We start from the raw sequence: 17,503 nt of genomic DNA on the forward strand, positions 1-17,503 counted from the left end.
CAGTCTCCAATCTTATTCGGCCGCTTCCGCCAGGGGAGGGAAGGCGGTTTCGGCAGTTGGTTCGGAATGTTGTGAGGCCGGCTCGCCGCCTTCGCGGCGTTCGCGCAGCTGTTCGATGACCGCGTAGAAGACCGGCACGAACACCAGCGACAGGATGGTCGCGGCGACCATGCCCCCAAACACCGTGGTGCCGATCGACTGGCGGCTCGAGGCACCGGCGCCGGTCGCGAACATCAGCGGCAGCACGCCGAGGATGAAGGCGAAGGCCGTCATCAGGATCGGCCGCAGCCGCAGACGCGCGGCTTCCATCGCCGCCTCGACGATGCTCAAGCCCTCCTCGCGCCGCCGTCTGGCGAACTCGACGATCAGGATGGCATTCTTCGCCGCCAGTCCGATCAGCATGACGAAGCCGATCTGCGAATAGACGTCGATCTGCATGCCACGCACCGAGAGCGCCGCGAAGGCGCCGAACAAGGCCAGCGGCACTGCCAGCAGCACCATGAACGGCATCGCCCAGCTCTCATACTGCGCCGCCAAGATCAGGAAGACGAAGACGATGGCGAGGCCGAAGACGACCGATGCGATCGATCCTGCCTTGAGTTCCTGGAAGGTGATGCCGGTCCATTCGAAACCGAAATCCCTCGGCAGGGCCGTTGCGGCGGCCCGTTCCATGGCGGCGACCGCCTGGCCCGAGGAGAAGCCCGGTGCGGCACCGCCGTTGATCGAGGCCGACGCATTGTTGTTGTAATGCGGCACGGTTTCCGGTCCGACGAACGGCACCAGCTTGCCCAGCGTCGAGAGCGGCACCATGCCGCCGGAAGCATTGCGCACATAGAGCCGAGAAATATCGGCGGCACCCGCGCGCGCATCCTTGTCGGCCTGGATGGTCACCCGGAAGGTGCGGCCAAACAGGTTGAAGTCGTTCACGTAGAGCGAGCCGAGATAGATCTGCAGCGTGTTGAACACGTCCGGCAGGTTGAGGCCGAGCAGCTTCGCCTTGGAGCGGTCGAGGTCGTAGTTGAACTGCGGCGTCGACGTCGAGAACGGCGAGAACAGCTGCTGCGGATTGATTTCCGGCTGCTTGCGCGCCTCGGCGATCACGGCTTGCGTCGCGTCGTTGAGAGCCGTGCTGCCACGGCCGGTGAGATCCTCGACGACGAATTCGAAGCCGCCCGTGGTGCCGATACCAGGGATGGAAGGCGGATCGAAGCTCAGCGCGAAGGCCTCCGGAATCTGCATCAGCTTGCCGCGCACGTCGGCGACGAGCTTGGAGGCGCTCTGGTCGGGACCGCGCTCCTCCCAGGGTTTCAGGATGGCGAACTCGACCGCCGAGTTCGACTGCGCCGCACTGGTCAGGAAGTTCAGGCCGCTGATCGAGCCGACGATGTCGACGCCGGGCGTCGCCTGCAGGATGTCGCGCGCCTTCTGCGCCACCGCGTCGGTGCGTTCCAGCGAGGCGCCGTCGGGCAGCTGGATGACGACGAAGAAGTAGCCCTGGTCCTCGACCGGAAGGAAGGTCGAGGGCAGTTTCTGCCAGACGAAGTAGGTGGCGACCAGTCCGGCTGCGAACAGGCCGAGCATGATCCAGCGCAGGCGGATGAGGAAGCGCACGCCATGGGCGTAGGCATGCGACAACCTGTCGAAGCCGCTGTTGAACCAGCGGAAGAGCACGAACTGCGTGCCCTGACGATGGCGCAGGAAAGCGGCACTGAGCGCCGGGCTGAGCGTCAGCGAATTGAAGGCGGAGATGCCGACCGAAATCGCCACTGTCAGCGCGAACTGGTTGTAGAGCCGCCCCGAGACGCCGGGGATGAAGGCGACCGGCACGAACACCGCCATCAAAACGGCGGTGGTGGCGATGATCGGGCCGGTGACTTCGGCCATGGCGGCCTTGGTCGCCGCCAGCGGTTTCAGCCCAGCCTCGAGCTGTCGTTCGACGTTCTCGACCACCACGATGGCGTCGTCGACGACAAGTCCGATCGCCAGCACCATGCCGAGCAGCGAGAGCATGTTGAGCGAAAAGCCGAGCATCTCCATGACCACCAGCGTCGCCACCAGCGAAACCGGGATGGCGATGGTGGGAATGATGGTCGTGCGCCAGCTCTGCAGGAAGACGAACACCACGGCGACGACCAGCACCAGGGCTTCGCCGAGCGTGATCAGCACGTCATGCATCGAGGCCGAGACGAAGCGCGTCGTGTCGTAGTGCATGGCGTAAGAAACGCCCTTGGGGAAACGGCCCGACAGCTCCTGCATCTTGTCCTTGACGCGCTGCTGCAGATCGAGCGCGTTGGAGCCGGGCATCTGATAGACGGCGAGCACCACGGTCGGATCCTTGCCGAAGAAGGCCGACGATGAATATTGCAGCGCGCCGAGCTCGATGCGGGCAACGTCGCGCAGCCGCACCAGCGAGCCGGTGTCGGTGTTGGCGCGCACGACGATGTCACCGAATTCCTTCGGGTCGCTCAAGCGGCCGACGGCGTTGACCTGCATCTCGAAGGCGGTGCCGACCGGGGCCGGCGACTGGCCGATCTTGCCGGCCGCCACTTGGACGTTCTGTTCGGCGATAGCATTCTGGACGTCGACGGCGGTGATGCCGAGATTGGCGAGCTTGTCCGGGTCGAGCCAGACGCGCATCGAATAGCGCCGCTCGCCGAAGATCTGCACGTCGCCGACGCCTTGCAGCCGCTTCAGCGGATCGACGACCTGCAGATAGGCAAGGTTCGAGAGCGCCACCGGATCGACGGAACTGTCGGGCGAGGTGAGGTTGACGATCAGAACGAAATTCGGGTTCTGCTTCTTGATCGTCACGCCGCCCTGGTTGACGATCGCCGGCAGCGACGAGGCCGCCTGCGAGACGCGGTTCTGGACGTCGACGGCGGCCGTGCTCAAGGAATAGCCGACATCGAAGGTGATGGTGATGGTCGAGGAGCCGTCATTGGAGCTCGTCGACGACATGTAGGTCATGCCTTGCACGCCGTTGATCTGCTGTTCCAGTGGCGTCGTCACCGTGTCGGCGACAACCTGCGCGCTGGCGCCCGGATAATGGGCGCTGACCACGACCTGCGGCGGTGTGATGTCGGGGAACTGCGAGACCGGCAGCAGGAAATAACAAATCGTCCCGGCGAGCACCATGATGATGGCGATCGCCGAGGCGAAGATCGGACGATGGATGAAAAAGTTTACCACGACACACATGCCTCGCCGGCTGCTCTTGCCCTGCCGAAGGCACTAGCAAGCCTGGACAGTTTTTGGCCGCGCTCGTCGCTGGACGCTTCCAGCGAACGCAGCAGCGGCACCTTGCGACGCTGCCCATTGGCGAGCGAGCGAAGCATTGTCTCGAAGGCGCGGGGATCGACCCCATCTGCTTTCATGACCAGCCGGATCATCGGATCCCGGACGGCCTCATCTATGGTAAGATCGCGGCGCTGTGGCATTGGCCGGCTCCTTGTCTGTCGATTCGCAGCCCATGCTCGCGAACCGTTTTTTCATCTCTTCACCGGCCGAGGCCGCATGATTGGCAGTTTTTCCACCCCTCGATCTGGCAGGACCAGTTCACGGTCTTGTTATTGACGACGGGCGACATAGGTGTTACCAGTAAGTAACATTTGCATAGTTACAGACCGGTAACACCCTAGTCAAGAGGTGGCCGAGGGTTTTTAGGAAACGAAAGGAGATCATGATGACAGACGGCGTCGTGGAGCGCCCTCGTCCCCGGGATCGGATCCTGGAGACGGCGCGTGACATGTTCCACAAGCACGGCATCAAGGGTGTCGGCGTCGACGCCATCACCGAAGCTGCCGGCACGAACAAGATGACGCTCTATCGTCACTTCGAATCCAAGGACGATCTGATCGTCGAATGCCTGCGCGCCAATGCGTCCAAGGCCGGCGCGATGTGGGAAACGTTCGAGGCCGAATTTCCGGGCGACAAGCTCGCGCAGCTTCACGCCTGGGTTCGCAAGGCGGCCGCCATGCTCAATGCCGATGGTCGCGGCTGCGATATGGCCAATGCCGCGGCCGAGCTGACCGAGCCCGACCATCCGGCCCGGCGCGTTATCAAGGAACTCAAGGAAGCCCAGCGCGAACGTCTTGTGGCGCTGTGCCGGGATGCCGGCATCGGTCAGGCCGAACTGCTCGCCGATACGCTGTCACTGCTGTTCGAGGGTGCGCGTGTCAGCGTGCAGACTATGGGCGCCGAGGGTCCGAGCGCGCAGTTCGTGCGCATGGCCGAAGGTCTGATCGTTTCCTTCCGGGGCACCGCCGCCGGCTGAAGTGATCGGTCGCCATCGATGGCGCGCCATTCATCGTATCGTGCGATCCAGTCGATGCCTGGTGCCCTTTGGCGCCGGGCAGCAGTGCAATTTCCGCCGGCGGAACGAAAAAAGCCCGCTGCCGGGAGGAGGTGGCAGCGGGCTCGATTTCGAATGTGGTGCGGGAGGAGGTGCACCCCACTCAGCGTCGGCATCGCATCTGGGAGGAGTAGATGGACGACAACCAAAACCTACGAGTTGCCCAATGATTCGGCAACCATAAAAGTTGCATAGCAGGTGTGCAGAATTGCCGCAGCACCCATCAATCCTCCTACAAATCCGAACAAAGCAGCCTTGCTCCAGCGCGCTAACCTATTGAACCGGCACGTTTTCCCTGAAGATCAGGCGCGGTTCGATGAATTTCCGGGTGAGATAGGGCGCCGATGAGGCAATCGAGCCAAGCAGGCGAATGACCGATTGTTCGGCGATCAGCCTGGCGTTCTGGTCGATGACGACATCGGCGAGGTCATCGACGAGATAGCCGCGTGTTTCCTTGGTCAGATCGTGGCAGATGAACACCGGCTTGCGATTTGGCCTGGCTTCCCGGATGGCTTTCGCAACGCCGGAGCGTCCGGCCCCGACACAATAGATGCCGAGCAGTTCCGGCTCGTTGCGCAGCGCCTTCATCGTCTCGGCATAGCTGACATCGGGCTCGTCATTGATCTCGACGGCGCTGCTGATGGTCAGGCTGGGAAACTCCTCGCCGAGCACGGAACGGAAGCCCATTTCGCGTTCCTCATGGCCGCGATAGGAGCGCGAGCCAACGACCATGGCCAGGCGGCCCTCGCGGCCGCCGAGGAAGCGTCCCATCAAAAGCGCCGCCGTCCGTCCCGCCACGCGGTTGTCGATGCCGACATAGGCCGAGCGGGGAGCGGCCGGAATATCGGACACCAGCGTCACCAGGCGGATGCCGGTGTCGACGATGTCGCGCAGGATGTTGCGGGTTCGCGGATGGTCGATGGCGATGACACCGACGCCATTGGCCCGCAGCGACAGGTTCTCGACGGCTGTCTGCAGCGCGTTCGGCGATATGCCGGCAAGGTTGTGGATCCGGCAGGAAGCGACCAACGGCAGGCGCGAAGCATAGTCTTCGATGTATCTTGCCAGATCCTGCATGAAGGCGTTCCTGCCGATCGGCAGGAAGAATTCGAGGTTTGCGGGCTTGGAGGGAAGCGTCACCTGGTCGGCGACCGGCAAATAGCCAAGCTGCTTGGCTGCCTCCATCACACGCTGCCGGTTGGCGGCGCTGGCGCCCGGCCGATTGTTGAGCACCCGGTCGACCGTTGCCGTCGAGAGTCCGCAGGTCCTGGCGATATCGGAGACGGTGGCCTTCATGCCGCAAACCTATGCGCCGATGCCATGGCGCGCCAGACAGGTGATGTGGCAGGCGATGTCACGGGCGATGTGATCTGAGTGGCGGGTGATCGCCCCATCACCGCTATGTCCGCTCGGCTGCTTCGACATGACGGCTTCCGCCCGTCCTCAGTGCGGCGGCTTGCCGTCGGCGACGGCGTCGCGGATTTCCTTGTCCGACATGCCGGTGATGATCCGTTCGACTTCCGCCACGGTTGTCGTCTTCGGGTCGATGTCGTCGGCGACCACCTTGCCCCTGCGCATGACGACGATGCGGTCGACCACCTGGAAGACGTGATGGATGTTGTGCGCGATGAAGATGCAGGAATGGCCGGAATCGCGCGCGCTGCGCACGAAGCTCAGCACGCCCTGCGTTTCGGCGACGCCGAGATTGTTGGTCGGCTCGTCGAGGATGATGAGGTCGCTGTCGAAATGCATGGCGCGCGCGATCGCCACCGCCTGGCGCTCGCCGCCGGAGAGCGAGCCGATCGGGGTCGTCGGCGGGATGTTCTTGGAAATGCCGACCTGCTTGAGCAGGTCGCGGGCAACGGTGTTCATCGCCTCCTGGTCCATGCGGTTGAGGAAGCGCGGTGGCTTGATCGGCTCGCGGCCGAGAAACAGATTGCGGGCAATCGACAGCTGCGTGACCAGCGCCGAGTCCTGGTAGATGGTCTCGATGCCGTGGGCGATGGCGTCGCTGGTGCTGCGCAGGGCGACCTTCTTGCCGCGGATGAAGATGTCGCCGCTGGTCAGCGGCACGGCGCCCGAGAGCACCTTGATCAGCGTCGACTTGCCGGCGCCATTGTCGCCGAGCAGGCCGACGATCTCGCGTTCGTTGACATGGAAGTTGGCGTCCTCGAGCGCCTGCACGCGGCCATAGGACTTGCGGATGTTCTGCATGCGGATCAGTGGCTCGGCCATGGTTCAAGTCCCTGCCTGGTGCCGGCGTTCCAACCATGAATGAAGCGCCATCATGCCAAGGATGATCGCGCCGATGAAGATGTTGTAGGCCAGGCCGGGCACGCCGATCAGCACGATGCCGTTGCGCATCACGCGCAGGATCAAGATGCCGAGCACGGTGCCGATGATGGTGCCGCGCCCGCCGGTCAGTGCCGTGCCGCCGATCACCACCATGGCGATGACCTCGAGCTCATAGCCGGTGCCGCTGTTGGGGTTGGCCGCGGACGTGCGCAGCGAGGAGATGACGCCGGCAAGCGAGGCCATGATCGATGACAGCACGAACAGGCCGATCTTGACGCGGTTGACATTGACGCCACGGGCGCGCGCCGCGTTGGGATTGCCGCCCGCCGCCTGGATCCAGTTACCGGTTCGGCTCTGCGTCAGCACATAGCCGAGCGCGATCGCAGCGGCGATGAACCAGAACAGCGACATGTAGATGCGGAACGGTCCGATGAAGAAGTCGCCGACCAGCGCTTCCGCCAGCCAGCTGCCCTCGGCGCTCCAGGTGCGCTGCGGAAAGCCGTCGGTGATGAAAAGGGCGCTGCCGCGCACCACCAGAAGCATGCCGAGCGTGACCAGGAAGGAGGGGATCTTGAGCTGCGTCACGAACCAGCCATTGACCAGCCCGATCAAGGCGGCGACCAGCAGCGCGACGACGAAACCCATCTCCAGCGAGGTGACGCCGGCATTGAACAGCGTCCACATCAGCACCGGCGAGAAACCGAACAGGGAACCGACGGACAGGTCGAATTCACCCGACGTCATCAGCAATGTCATCGCCAGCGCGATCAGGCCGAGCTCTACCGTGAAGGCCAGCGTGTTGGAAATGTTCTGCGGCGACAGGAAGTCGTGATTGAAGCTCCAGAAAACGCCGATTTCGACGACCAGGAGCACGAAGGGGCCGAATTCCGGCCGCGCGATCAGGCGTTGGACGAGCGAATGATTTTCCACTGATAACCCGCGACATGATTGGAAAGGCGGAGCGCTGCACCGGAGTCCAGCCAGGCTCGGCGAATGGATAGACAGTCGCGACCGCGGGTGCGATCGCGACTGTCTCGGTCTCGGATCTTATTTACCAGACAGGATCTTGTCGTAGACCTCGGCGGTGTCCTTTTCATAGAGCGCGCCGGTGATGACGTTGAAGCCCGGAGGAATGCCTGACGCGGCCATATTGGCGAGCGAGAGCGCGACATAGCTGGTTGCCTGCGGGTCCTGCCATTGGCCGGCATTGACATAGCCGTTCAGCACTTCCTGCGTTGTGTCGAGCGAGTTGCCCCAACCGACGACCGGAATTTCACCGGGCTTGACCCCGACCTGGTCGAACACCCGCTTGATCGATCCGGTGACGAGGTCGCCAAGGCCGATGATCGCCTTCACCTTGCCCTTGTGGGCGGTGAGGTAGTCGACCATGCGGTTGATCACCTCGGCCTGGTCGAGCGTCGCTTCGGTCACTTCATAGGTGATGCCGAGCGGTCCGAAGACGCTCTTGATGCCTTCCTCTTCCTGGACGCCATAGGTGGCGCCGGGAATCTCGACCGGCATCCAGACGAAGTCGCCCTTCTTCACCAGGCCCTTGTCGACCAGATACTGCGCCCAATGCTTGCCGAAGGTGACGTTGTCGCCGCCGACATAGGCATTGAAATTGGCCTTGGGATCGGGCGTGTTGAAGTTGATGATCGGGACATTGGCCGCGCGGGCCTCCTTGACGATCTCGACAAGGCTGCCCGGGTCGGGGCTGGTGGTGACGATGCCGTCGGCCTTGGCGGAGAGGGCGGCGCGAACCGCTTCCTGCTGCGAGGCGACGTCGCCATTGTGGAACGAGGTGTTGACGGTGTTGCCGGTGTCCTTGGCCCATTGTTTGGCGCCGGCCAGGAAGTAGGTCCAGACCGGATCGGCCGGACCGCCATGTGAAATCCAGTAGAACGTCTTGGCCTGCGCCGCCGCCGGAATGAGCGTCAGCGCGACCAGCAGGCCGTAGAGCACAAGTCTCAGTCTTGTCAGCATTTGATTTCCTCCCGGTTGAAGATGATCCGTCCCTTGTTCCGGCTGAGCCGGATTGCGTCTTTTGCCAGCGCCGCTCGGATGCCTCAGAGCATTCCCTTTTTCGACGGATGGCAAGCCTCCATCTGCAGATGTAGTTGTCGGCTGACGCGACGCCATCAGCGGTCCCATCAGATTGCATCAGTTGGGACGGTTTTCCCGGGCAGCCGGATGATTGGCGTCGAGGCTCAGCCGAGGGATTGTCCCAGGCGCGATCGGCGCTGCATGCTCCACAAGCGATAGCTGCCTTTCAGGACCAGGCCGCTTGAAGAAACCGCTAGATCAGGCCGGCCTTGGCGAGGTCGCGCATCAGATGGCTGGCGCCGTAGGTCCAGTGCGGGCAATCCGGCGACAGCCGCACCCGGTTGACCAGCGCGCCGAATTTCTCCGACGAGATGGTGACGATGTCGCCGACCTTGTGGGTAAAACCCTTGCCCTTTTCGCCGCGGTCCTTCGAGGGCACGAACATGGTGCCGAGGTAAAGCGCCAGCCCGTCCGGATACTGGTGGTGCGGGCCCATGGCGGCGGCAACCAGTTCTTCCGGCGAGCGGCTGATCTCGGCCATCGAGCTCGCGCCCTCCAGCGAGAACCCGTCCTCGCCTTCGACCTTCAGGCGCACGACCGCGTTCTTCACGTCGGCGATCGTGAACGTGTCGTCGAACAGGCGGATGAAGGGGCCGAGCGACGCGGAGGCGTTGTTGTCCTTGGCCTTGCCGAGCAGCAGCGCCGAACGCCCTTCGACATCGCGCAGATTGACGTCGTTGCCGATGGTGGCGCCGACGATCCTGCCGCTCGAGGCGGCGATCATGGCGATCTCCGGCTCCGGATTGTTCCAGGTCGATACGGGGTGCAGCCCGACATCGGCGCCGAAGCCGACCGAGGCCATCGGCTGGCATTTGGTGAAGATTTCGGCATCGGGGCCGATGCCGACTTCCAGATATTGCGACCAGGCGCCGCGCGCGATGAGCTTGGCCTTGATCTCCATGGCCTCCGGCGAACCGGGCTTGAGCTTCGAAAGGTCGTGGCCGATCAGCCCGGCAATGTCGGCGCGGATGGCGTCGGCCTTTTCCGCCGAGCCGCGCGCCTGTTCCTCGATCACCCGTTCGAGCAGGCTGACGACAAAGGTCACGCCCGACGCCTTCACCGCCTGCAAGTCGGCGGGAGACAGCAAATACGGCTTGGCCGGGTCGCGCGCGGTCTCGAAACTATTGGCGGCGATGTCGTCGAGCGAGCCGATCGGCTTGCCCTTGGCCGAGCGCACGTGCTTTGCCGGATCGGCCATTTCGCAGACATCGCGCACGGTCGGCGCCGTGCTCGACGTGATGTCGAAGACGGTGCCGTCACGCACCGTGATCACCATCGGATGCGAGGCATCTCGGCTGCCGGCGCGCCCGACAAACAGGCCTTCGGCCGGCAGATGTGTCAGGTTGGTCATGGCGTTGGGTCCTCCGAATGATCGAAAATGCGCTTGGCCGGATCGGCGCGGCACTTTCACCGGATTCCTCTCAAAGGTCTATCCCGTCATTGGCAATCCAAAGGTGCCGCGTTCGGTTGTGAGAGTTTCAACTCTCCAGGGTCACTTCCTATGCCGTGAAAACTGATGCGCTTGTTCAAGAGTGTGAAATGCACGCGGCCATGAAGAACGGAAGCAATGCCAAAGCTCCCGCCGGGGGATTTCGCTTGACAGTTTCATGAATATGAAAAAGTCTCAGTGAATTTCAAAAACCGAGCAGGTCGATGTCGACCCTTGTTGCAAACCAGATGCCAGAGGCCCGGTCTTCATCGGGCTTCAGCTTCGCCATGCTGCTGCCGGGCGCGGCCGTCACCTTCCTGCTGATCCTCTTTGCGCTTGGCCTCGTGCTTTTCCTCGCCTTCCGCAACAATGACGGCTCTCTTCTGGGCGCCGGCTTCAGCCTATCCAACTTCGCCACCGTCATCTCCGATCCGCTCTACTGGACGGTGACGCTGCGCTCGCTTGTGATTGCCGCGCTGGTCACGCTGGCCACGGTCGTCACTGCCTATCCCGTCGCCTACTATCTCGCCTTCCACGCCAGGCGGCGGCGCGGTCTCCTGCTGTTTCTGGTGACGCTGCCGTTCTGGACCAGCTATCTCCTGCGCGTCTTCGCCTGGAAGATCGTGCTCGCCTACAATGGCGTGTTGAACTCGGCGCTGATCGAAACCGGCATCTGGTCCGAGCCGACGCTGGCCTTTCTCAACACGCCGGCCGCTGTCGTCGTCACGCTCGCCCACGCCTATGCGCCCTTCGCCATCCTGCCGATCTACGTGGCGCTGGACACCATCCCGAAATCGCTGATCGAGGCTGCTTCCGATCTCGGCGCGCGGCCGTTCACCTCTTTCCGCCGGGTGGTGCTGCCCAATTCTATGCCGGGCGTGCTGGCCGCTGCCCTCGTCGTCTTCGTGCCGACCGTCGGCGACTATGTCACGCCGGCGCTCGTCGGCGGCCCGGCCTCCACGATGATCGGCACACTGATCCAGGCTGAGTTCGGCAAGGCCAATGACTGGCCGTTTGGCGCCGCACTCTCCGTCGCCGTCATGCTGGTGATCCTGGCCGTGGTGCTCGTCGCGCGCTTCACCGACCGCAGATTTGGCAGCCGCACATGAGCGCGCGCACGCAAGGCGGCGGCCGCTGGCTTGGCGTTTACGTCGTCGCCTATCTGGTGTTTCTCTATCTGCCTGTGCTGCTGATCCCGCTGTTTTCCTTCAACGACTCGATCCAGGCGGCGTTTCCGCTGCAAGGCTTCACCTTGCAATGGTACGCGACTTTGTACGGCAATTCGGCGCTGTCCGGCGCGCTCGTCAACAGCCTCGTCATCGGCATCATTGCTGCCACGGGCGCCACGCTTTGCGGCATCACCGTGTCCTACATGGACCTCTATGGCCGCTCGCCGCTGGCCGCCACCATCAGCGCCATCGCCCGGCTGCCGATCCTGATACCGGGCGTCATCATCGGCATATCGCTGCTGATCCTGATCAACCTCATCGGCCTCGGACCGTCGCGTATCGCCATCGTGCTCGGCCACATATTGGTGGCGCTGCCGACGACCGTGGTGATCATGCGCAGCCGCTTCGCCGCCATCCCGAAAACCATTCGCGAGGCCGCCCTCGACCTCGGCGCGTCCGACTGGACGACCTTCCGGCGGGTGATGCTGCCGCTCAGCCTGCCGGCCATCGTTTCGGCCTTCATGCTGGCCTTCCTGATCTCGTTCGACGAATTCATCGTCGTCTTCTTCCTTGCCGGCACCGAGCCGACGCTGCCGCTCTACATCTGGAGCCAGCTGCGGTTTCCGAAGTCGCTGCCGACGGTCATGGCGCTGGGCACATCGATCCTGGCGGTGTCCTTCGTCATCGCCGGCCTTGCCGAAATCCTGCGCCATCGCGGCCTATCCGCGACCGCGTCACGACCCGCGAATCCATCACAAGCAAAACAAACCAAGAGAGGAGAACTGCAATGCCATTCGACCTGATATCCGGCGACCTGATATCCGGAAAGACGGCCCGGGCCGGCCTCGCCGCCCTGGCGTTGGCGCTGTCGTCGACCGTCGCTTTCGCCGGCGACAAGCTGCAATATTTCACCTGGTCGGGCTATGAACTGCCCGACTTCAACAAGAGCTTCCTCGCCGCGCACCCCGATGGGGTCGAGGCGTCCATATTCGGTGACGACGATGACGCCTTCACCAAGGTCAAGGCCGGCTTCCGCCCCGATATCGCGCACCCCTGCTACGACAAGGTGGCGCGCTGGAACAAGGAAGGCCTGCTGCAGCCGATCGACACCAAGCGTATCAAGAACTGGGATTCGATCTTCCCGGTGTTCAAGAACCTGCCCGATCTGCAGGCCGGCGACGGCAAGGTCTGGATGGTGCCGTGGGACTGGGGCAACACCTCGATCCTCTACCGCACCGATCTGGTGAAGAACCCGGAAGCGAGCTGGAACCTTCTGTGGGACAAGCAGTATGCCGGCCGCATGGCGACCATCGACGCCGTGCATGACACGCCGATCGTTGCCGCCCTTCTGGCCGGCGTCAATCCGTTCGACATGACGCCGGAGCAAATGGACAAGGTGGCGGCGAAACTGCGCGAGCAGCGCCCGCTGCTCTCCAATTATACAACCGACATGACTTCGGTCGAACAGGCGCTCGCCAGCGGCCAGTTGGTCGCCGCCATGACCTGGAATGCGTCGGCCACCTCGCTGAAGAAACAGGGTGTGCCGGTCGAGTTCATGAAGCCGAAGGAAGGCATGCTGACCTGGGCCTGCGGCTTCGTCATGCTCAAGGACGCCAAGAATGTCGACCTCGCCTACGATTTCATCAACAGCCGGCTGGACGCCGACTCGGGCAAATACCTGATCCAGTCCTACGGCTATGGCAGCTCGCTCTCGACCGCTTTCGCCGGCGTGCCGAAGGATGAGCTGGACAAGCTGCAACTGCCGTCCGATCCGGAAGTGATGCTGAAAAGCACGATCTTCACCGGGCCGATGAAACAGAATGACGATATGGCCAAGATGTTCGAAAAGGTGAAGGCTGGCGGCTGAGGCTGGTCTTCCCTTCTCCCCTTGTGGGAGAAGGTGGATCGGCGCGCAGCGCCGAGACGGATGAGGGGTGTTCCAGGGAACGCCAACGTCTCACTCCGCTGGAACACCCCTCATCCGTCGCCTTCGGCGACACCTTCTCCCACAAGGGGAGAAGGGGAGCCTAGCGGCGCTGCGCCACGTCGATTGAGAAGACTACGAGGACCCACACATGGACTTGCTTGATGACGCCGCGGAAAAACCCAAGGACGATGCCGACGTCCGCGTCGGCCGGCGTGTGCGGGCGCTGCGGCTGGAGCGCCGTCTTTCGCTGGCCGAACTGGCGGCAAAAACCGGTGTGTCGATCGGCGCGCTGAGCCAGATCGAGCGCGGCATGTCATCGCTGCGTGTCAAGGTGATCTGGCCGCTTGCGGCAGCACTCGACATCGAGCCGTCGGCGCTGATCGTCGACGGCAACGACGCGGTCAATGATCTCTACTGCGTGCGCGCCGGCAGCCGCCGCGCGATTCCCGTCAAATCCGAAGGCATCGCCAAGGCGCTGCTGTCGCCGCCGGGCGCGACGCTGACGGGCATGCTGGTGACCGTGGAGGCCAATGGCGGCACGGCGGAAGCCTATGCGCATGCCGGCCATGAATTCGGCTATGTGCTGGCGGGCGAGGTCGAACTGGTGGTGGATTCGACAAAATACGTGCTGAAGCGCGGCGACAGCTTTGCCTTCAAGAGCACGCTTTTGCATGCCTTTCGCAATCCCGGCGCCGAGCAATGCCAGATCCTCTGGGTCAACACCACGAAACCGTCCGAGGTTCGCGATGGCGCCTGATCGTCTTGTGCGGCTGCAGGCGATCTCGAAGATCTTTCCTGGCGGCATCGTCGGGCTCGACGCCGTCGATCTCGACATTGTCAGCGGCGAGTTCATTACGCTGCTCGGGCCATCGGGTTGCGGCAAGACCACCAGCCTGCGCGTCATCGCCGGCTTCGAAAGCCCGTCGAGCGGCAAGGTGCTGCTTGAAGGGCGCGACATCACGGCGCTTCGGCCTTTCGACCGGCCGGTCAACACCGTGTTCCAGGATTATGCGCTGTTTCCGCACATGAACGTCGCCGAGAATGTCGGCTTCGGCCTGTCGCTGCGCAAGCTTTCCGGTAGCCAGCAGGCAAAACGCGTCGGCGAAGCCTTGGACATGGTCGGTCTCGCCGACAAGCTTCGCGCCCGCGTCTTGGAATTGTCGGGCGGCCAGCGCCAGCGCGTGGCACTTGCCCGTGCCATCGTCTGCGAACCGCGCGTGCTGCTGCTCGACGAGCCGCTGTCGGCGCTCGATGCGCATCTGCGAGAACAGATGCAGGTGGAATTGAAACGGCTGCAATCGCGGCTCGGCACCACCTTCGTCATGGTCACCCACGACCAGACCGAGGCGCTGTCGATCTCCGACCGCATCGTCGTCATGAACAAGGGCCGCATCGAGCAGATCGCGCCGCCGGCGACACTCTATGACCGGCCGGCCACGAAGTTCGTGGCGAGCTTCATCGGCACCATGAACCTCCTGCAGTCGCGGTTTGTCGGCCGCGACGGCGATCGCCTGCGTTTCACCGCCGGAACGCTGGCGCTTGAAGCCATTTCTGAAACCGGCCAGGCACCCGGCGAAGGCGATGTGCGCACGATTGGCGTGCGTCCCGAGGATTTGCTGGCGATGACCGAGGCCGCGCCGGGCACGGCGCCGGCGCGCGTCAACAGCATCGTCTTTCACGGCCGCACGCTGCGCCTGCACGCCGAACTCGGGCAGGGCGCTCCTGTTGTCATCGATGCGCCACGCCAGGCAGAGGGTTTTCAATTCAAGGTCGGCGACATGGCTCACATCAGCCTGCGCCGTGGCGCCAGCTGCCCTATGCTCTCGAGCTAGCCTCTTCCACCTTCGCAAGGTCGCTGCACGGTGCGCGCGGGGCGGTCGAACGACATGTGAATAAATGGCCATGGAACTAAGCGGCAATTGACTAAAATAGGAAGATACTCCTAATTTGGTTGATGCCGGAATTGAGCAGCCGACCGCGCCGAAATGTGCAAACGCTATGCCTCGCGCACGAAGTGGGGCAACTCATTCGTGTCCGATGCCGGCACTGCAACATCACCCGGCACTATCTACCCGGCGACCTTGCAAAGCTTGTCGGTGACATTCCCTTTTGGGACGTCGAACGGCATATGCGGTGCGAGCGCTGCAAGCTCCGCGAGCTTGATGCCGACATAGTCTTGCCGAGCGCTGCTGAGCGCCTGAAAATTCGTGTTAGACGTCTTGTCGAAATTCGCATGGTTCGCCGAGTGATCTGGCGAGACGACGATTGAAGAGGCTGCTGCCAAGCCCGATCCTGTAGCCTAGAACAGAGACCCTTGGACCGGAGCCTGTTGCGGAAACTTGATTTGTGTGGCTGGCTTCTCGACGATCATCAACGCATCGTCTGGCGCGGTCCGCTGCAAATACCGTGCTTCTGACCACGGCGCTGTCAGCCAAGCCTCCGTCTCTTCCGACGTCGTAAGGATCACGGGCATAGCCTTCTCGTGAATTGGCGCGACGATTGCATTGGGCTTGGTGGTCATGAATGCGTACAACTCGAAGTCACCAGGACCATCCTTGACCTTCCGAACGCCCTGCCAAGGGGTCCAGAAACCAGCGAAGAAGAATAAGGGTCGGCTTTCGTCACGGGCAAACCAAAAATTGCGCTGGATCCCTGTTTCCGGGTCCTTGTCGCTCGGGGTAGGGCTGGGTTCGGCAAAGCTGGTCACCGGCACGACGCATCGATTCTCGACGCTCACAAACTGTTGCCAGTGCGAGTATTGCGGATTGCGAACGTTCGTGGTGCCATAGTCTGCCTTGCCTTTCATGCGCTCAGGCGGCGTTGGTAAACCCCAAAGCAGCTTAGCTAACTCACGCTTCCCATCTGGCGTGTTGCGAACGACCGGGCCGGCCTGATTTGGATAGACGTCGACCGAAGGTTCAAGGTTGCCGATGACGTCGCGCAATGTGCGTGTCCATTGGCGGACCGCCTCTTGCGTTGTGGTGATGTTGTAGAGGTTGCACATCCAACTAGAATTGCGGAATTGGCTTCTGTCCGCAACCAGATGTGCGAGAGCCACTCTGCCCGGCATCACCGTCCTGACACGGATTGTCAGCTACGACTGGGCCGGCAGTGGCAGGTTACCAGGCTGTCCCCTATTTGCTATGCGTCGGAACAGGAGGAACACAAATGACTATCGCGGAAATTGCCAAGGACTTCACCGAACGCCTCAAGCAGGGTGACAATGAGGGTGCTGCCGAAAAGTACAATGCCGACGACATCGCCAGTTACGAAGCCATGGAGGGACCGATGGCCGTCAGCCACGGCAAGGAGGCTCTCAGGCAGAAGAGCCAGTGGTGGCAGGAGAACAACGAAGTGCATGGCGGTTTAGTCGAGGGCCCCTATGTCAACGGCGACCAGTTCGCGGTGCGCTTCAAGTTCGACATAACGCCCAAGGCCACTGGCGAGCGTGTCACCATGGATGAGGTTGGTCTGTACACGGTCAAGAACGGCAAGATCACCGAAGAGCGTTTCTACTATTGACGCCGGAAGCGGCTTCCGGGAGCCCGCTCTCTTCGCGGCAGGGTTAAGATAAATATGGCGGCCTGGACGACGCCCTGGCCGCCATGTGCATCCGTCCACACCAGGCGTTCGTCGAGATAGCAGGAATGGCGGTCGTTGACTTCTTTGCCGTCGGATGACTGCATGCGCCGCGGAACGGATTCGACGGTCAGCCCAAGGGAAGCGCGCTGTGACGATCACCATGTACGGCATCACCAGCTGCGACACGATCAAGAAGGCGCGCGTCTGGCTGGAGGGCCATGACGTGCCATACCGGTTCCACGACTACCGGGCCGAAGGGATCGAGGCCGGCAAGCTGAACGGCTGGGTCGGCAAGGTCGGCTGGGAAAAGCTGCTCAACAAGGGCAGCACGACGTTTCGCGAACTGCCGGACAAGGACAAGCAGGACCTTGACGAGAAGAAGGCCAAGGCGCTGATGCTGGCCAAGCCAACGATGATCAAGCGGCCGGTGCTTGAGGTGGGCGATCGGATTCTGGTAGGATTCAAAGCTGATGTTTATGAGCAGGCGGTGAGGAAGTAGAGCCGACGCTGGCCTCGCCGCGTTCCCTGGCGCCCCCCTCTGGCCTGCCGGCCATCTCCCCCTCAAGTGGGTGTTTGGACCGGGGACATCGCGAACAGGTGTGCGAGGACATCGCGAACAGTTTTGTCACTTATCGTCTGCAGAGGTT

The 17,503-nt window shown here is 62.7% G+C and carries 17 protein-coding genes; 8 read left to right on the forward strand and 9 right to left on the reverse strand.

Annotated features, from left to right (window positions below):
* Positions 1-12: 12 nt before the first annotated feature.
* Positions 13-3,198: an efflux RND transporter permease subunit gene (locus tag LB577_RS16870; RefSeq protein WP_224687551.1), complete on the reverse strand. Its 3,186-nt coding sequence runs from the start codon at positions 3,196-3,198 to the stop codon at positions 13-15.
* The gene (locus LB577_RS16875; protein WP_013896751.1) at positions 3,183-3,437 is read right to left on the reverse strand and encodes a hypothetical protein; all 255 of its coding nucleotides are present in this window, start codon (positions 3,435-3,437) and stop codon (positions 3,183-3,185) included. Before LB577_RS16875 ends, LB577_RS16870 begins: the two co-directional genes overlap by 16 nt.
* Positions 3,438-3,682: 245 nt before the next feature.
* Here LB577_RS16875 and LB577_RS16880 point away from each other — a divergent pair, with 245 nt between their 5' ends.
* On the forward strand, positions 3,683-4,273 hold the full coding sequence (locus LB577_RS16880; protein WP_224687552.1) for a TetR/AcrR family transcriptional regulator: 591 nt from the start codon (positions 3,683-3,685) through the stop codon (positions 4,271-4,273).
* 351 nt (positions 4,274-4,624) lie between these two features.
* Here the strand turns inward: LB577_RS16880 and LB577_RS16885 are convergent, their stop codons facing one another.
* From LB577_RS16885 to LB577_RS16905, 5 genes are all read right to left on the reverse strand, one after another.
* Positions 4,625-5,647, reverse strand: coding sequence for a LacI family DNA-binding transcriptional regulator (locus LB577_RS16885; RefSeq protein ID WP_224687553.1), 1,023 nt, complete (start codon positions 5,645-5,647; stop codon positions 4,625-4,627).
* 147 nt (positions 5,648-5,794) lie between these two features.
* Entirely contained in the window at positions 5,795-6,586 is a 792-nt protein-coding gene (locus LB577_RS16890; protein WP_013896748.1) for an ATP-binding cassette domain-containing protein, read from the reverse strand.
* 3 nt (positions 6,587-6,589) lie between these two features.
* On the reverse strand, positions 6,590-7,576 hold the full coding sequence (locus tag LB577_RS16895) for an ABC transporter permease (protein WP_224687554.1): 987 nt from the start codon (positions 7,574-7,576) through the stop codon (positions 6,590-6,592).
* A gap of 117 nt (positions 7,577-7,693) precedes the next feature.
* Positions 7,694-8,629: a substrate-binding domain-containing protein gene (locus LB577_RS16900; protein WP_023764569.1), complete on the reverse strand. Its 936-nt coding sequence runs from the start codon at positions 8,627-8,629 to the stop codon at positions 7,694-7,696.
* A gap of 313 nt (positions 8,630-8,942) precedes the next feature.
* Positions 8,943-10,100 carry a fumarylacetoacetate hydrolase family protein gene (locus LB577_RS16905; protein ID WP_224687555.1) on the reverse strand — a complete coding sequence of 386 codons (1,158 nt, stop codon included), beginning with the start codon at positions 10,098-10,100 and terminating at the stop codon, positions 8,943-8,945.
* Positions 10,101-10,402: 302 nt separating this feature from the next.
* Between LB577_RS16905 and LB577_RS16910 the strand changes: the two genes are divergently transcribed.
* From LB577_RS16910 to LB577_RS16930, 5 genes are all read left to right on the forward strand, one after another.
* A complete protein-coding gene (locus LB577_RS16910) occupies positions 10,403-11,287 on the forward strand; it encodes an ABC transporter permease (RefSeq protein WP_224687556.1) in 885 nt (294 codons plus the stop codon).
* Complete coding sequence (locus tag LB577_RS16915; RefSeq protein ID WP_224687557.1) at positions 11,284-12,150, forward strand: ABC transporter permease; 867 nt, start codon at positions 11,284-11,286, stop codon at positions 12,148-12,150. The genes LB577_RS16910 and LB577_RS16915 overlap by 4 nt, the downstream gene beginning before the upstream one ends.
* Entirely contained in the window at positions 12,135-13,214 is a 1,080-nt protein-coding gene (locus tag LB577_RS16920) for an ABC transporter substrate-binding protein (RefSeq protein ID WP_224687558.1), read from the forward strand. Before LB577_RS16915 ends, LB577_RS16920 begins: the two co-directional genes overlap by 16 nt.
* 208 nt (positions 13,215-13,422) lie before the next feature.
* Positions 13,423-14,031, forward strand: a complete 609-nt coding sequence (locus LB577_RS16925) for a cupin domain-containing protein (protein WP_224687559.1) — start codon at positions 13,423-13,425, stop codon at positions 14,029-14,031.
* Positions 14,021-15,106 (forward strand): ABC transporter ATP-binding protein, encoded by a 1,086-nt coding sequence (locus LB577_RS16930; RefSeq protein WP_224687560.1) that lies wholly within the window; start codon positions 14,021-14,023, stop codon positions 15,104-15,106. The genes LB577_RS16925 and LB577_RS16930 overlap by 11 nt, the downstream gene beginning before the upstream one ends.
* A 236-nt stretch (positions 15,107-15,342) precedes the next feature.
* Here the strand turns inward: LB577_RS16930 and LB577_RS16935 are convergent, their stop codons facing one another.
* Both LB577_RS16935 and LB577_RS16940 read right to left on the reverse strand, forming a co-directional pair.
* The gene (locus tag LB577_RS16935; RefSeq protein ID WP_224687561.1) at positions 15,343-15,558 is read right to left on the reverse strand and encodes a hypothetical protein; all 216 of its coding nucleotides are present in this window, start codon (positions 15,556-15,558) and stop codon (positions 15,343-15,345) included.
* 15 nt (positions 15,559-15,573) lie between these two features.
* Complete coding sequence (locus LB577_RS16940) at positions 15,574-16,278, reverse strand: SOS response-associated peptidase (RefSeq protein WP_224687562.1); 705 nt, start codon at positions 16,276-16,278, stop codon at positions 15,574-15,576.
* 164 nt (positions 16,279-16,442) lie between these two features.
* Here LB577_RS16940 and LB577_RS16945 point away from each other — a divergent pair, with 164 nt between their 5' ends.
* Positions 16,443-16,796: a SnoaL-like domain-containing protein gene (locus LB577_RS16945; protein ID WP_023764560.1), complete on the forward strand. Its 354-nt coding sequence runs from the start codon at positions 16,443-16,445 to the stop codon at positions 16,794-16,796.
* Between the two features lie 208 nt (positions 16,797-17,004).
* Positions 17,005-17,355, forward strand: coding sequence for an ArsC family reductase (locus LB577_RS16950; RefSeq protein WP_224687563.1), 351 nt, complete (start codon positions 17,005-17,007; stop codon positions 17,353-17,355).
* The last annotated feature ends 148 nt before the right edge of the window (positions 17,356-17,503 follow it).

It is taken from the genome of Mesorhizobium sp. B283B1A (assembly GCF_020165735.1).
GTDB lineage: Bacteria > Pseudomonadota > Alphaproteobacteria > Rhizobiales > Rhizobiaceae > Mesorhizobium > Mesorhizobium opportunistum.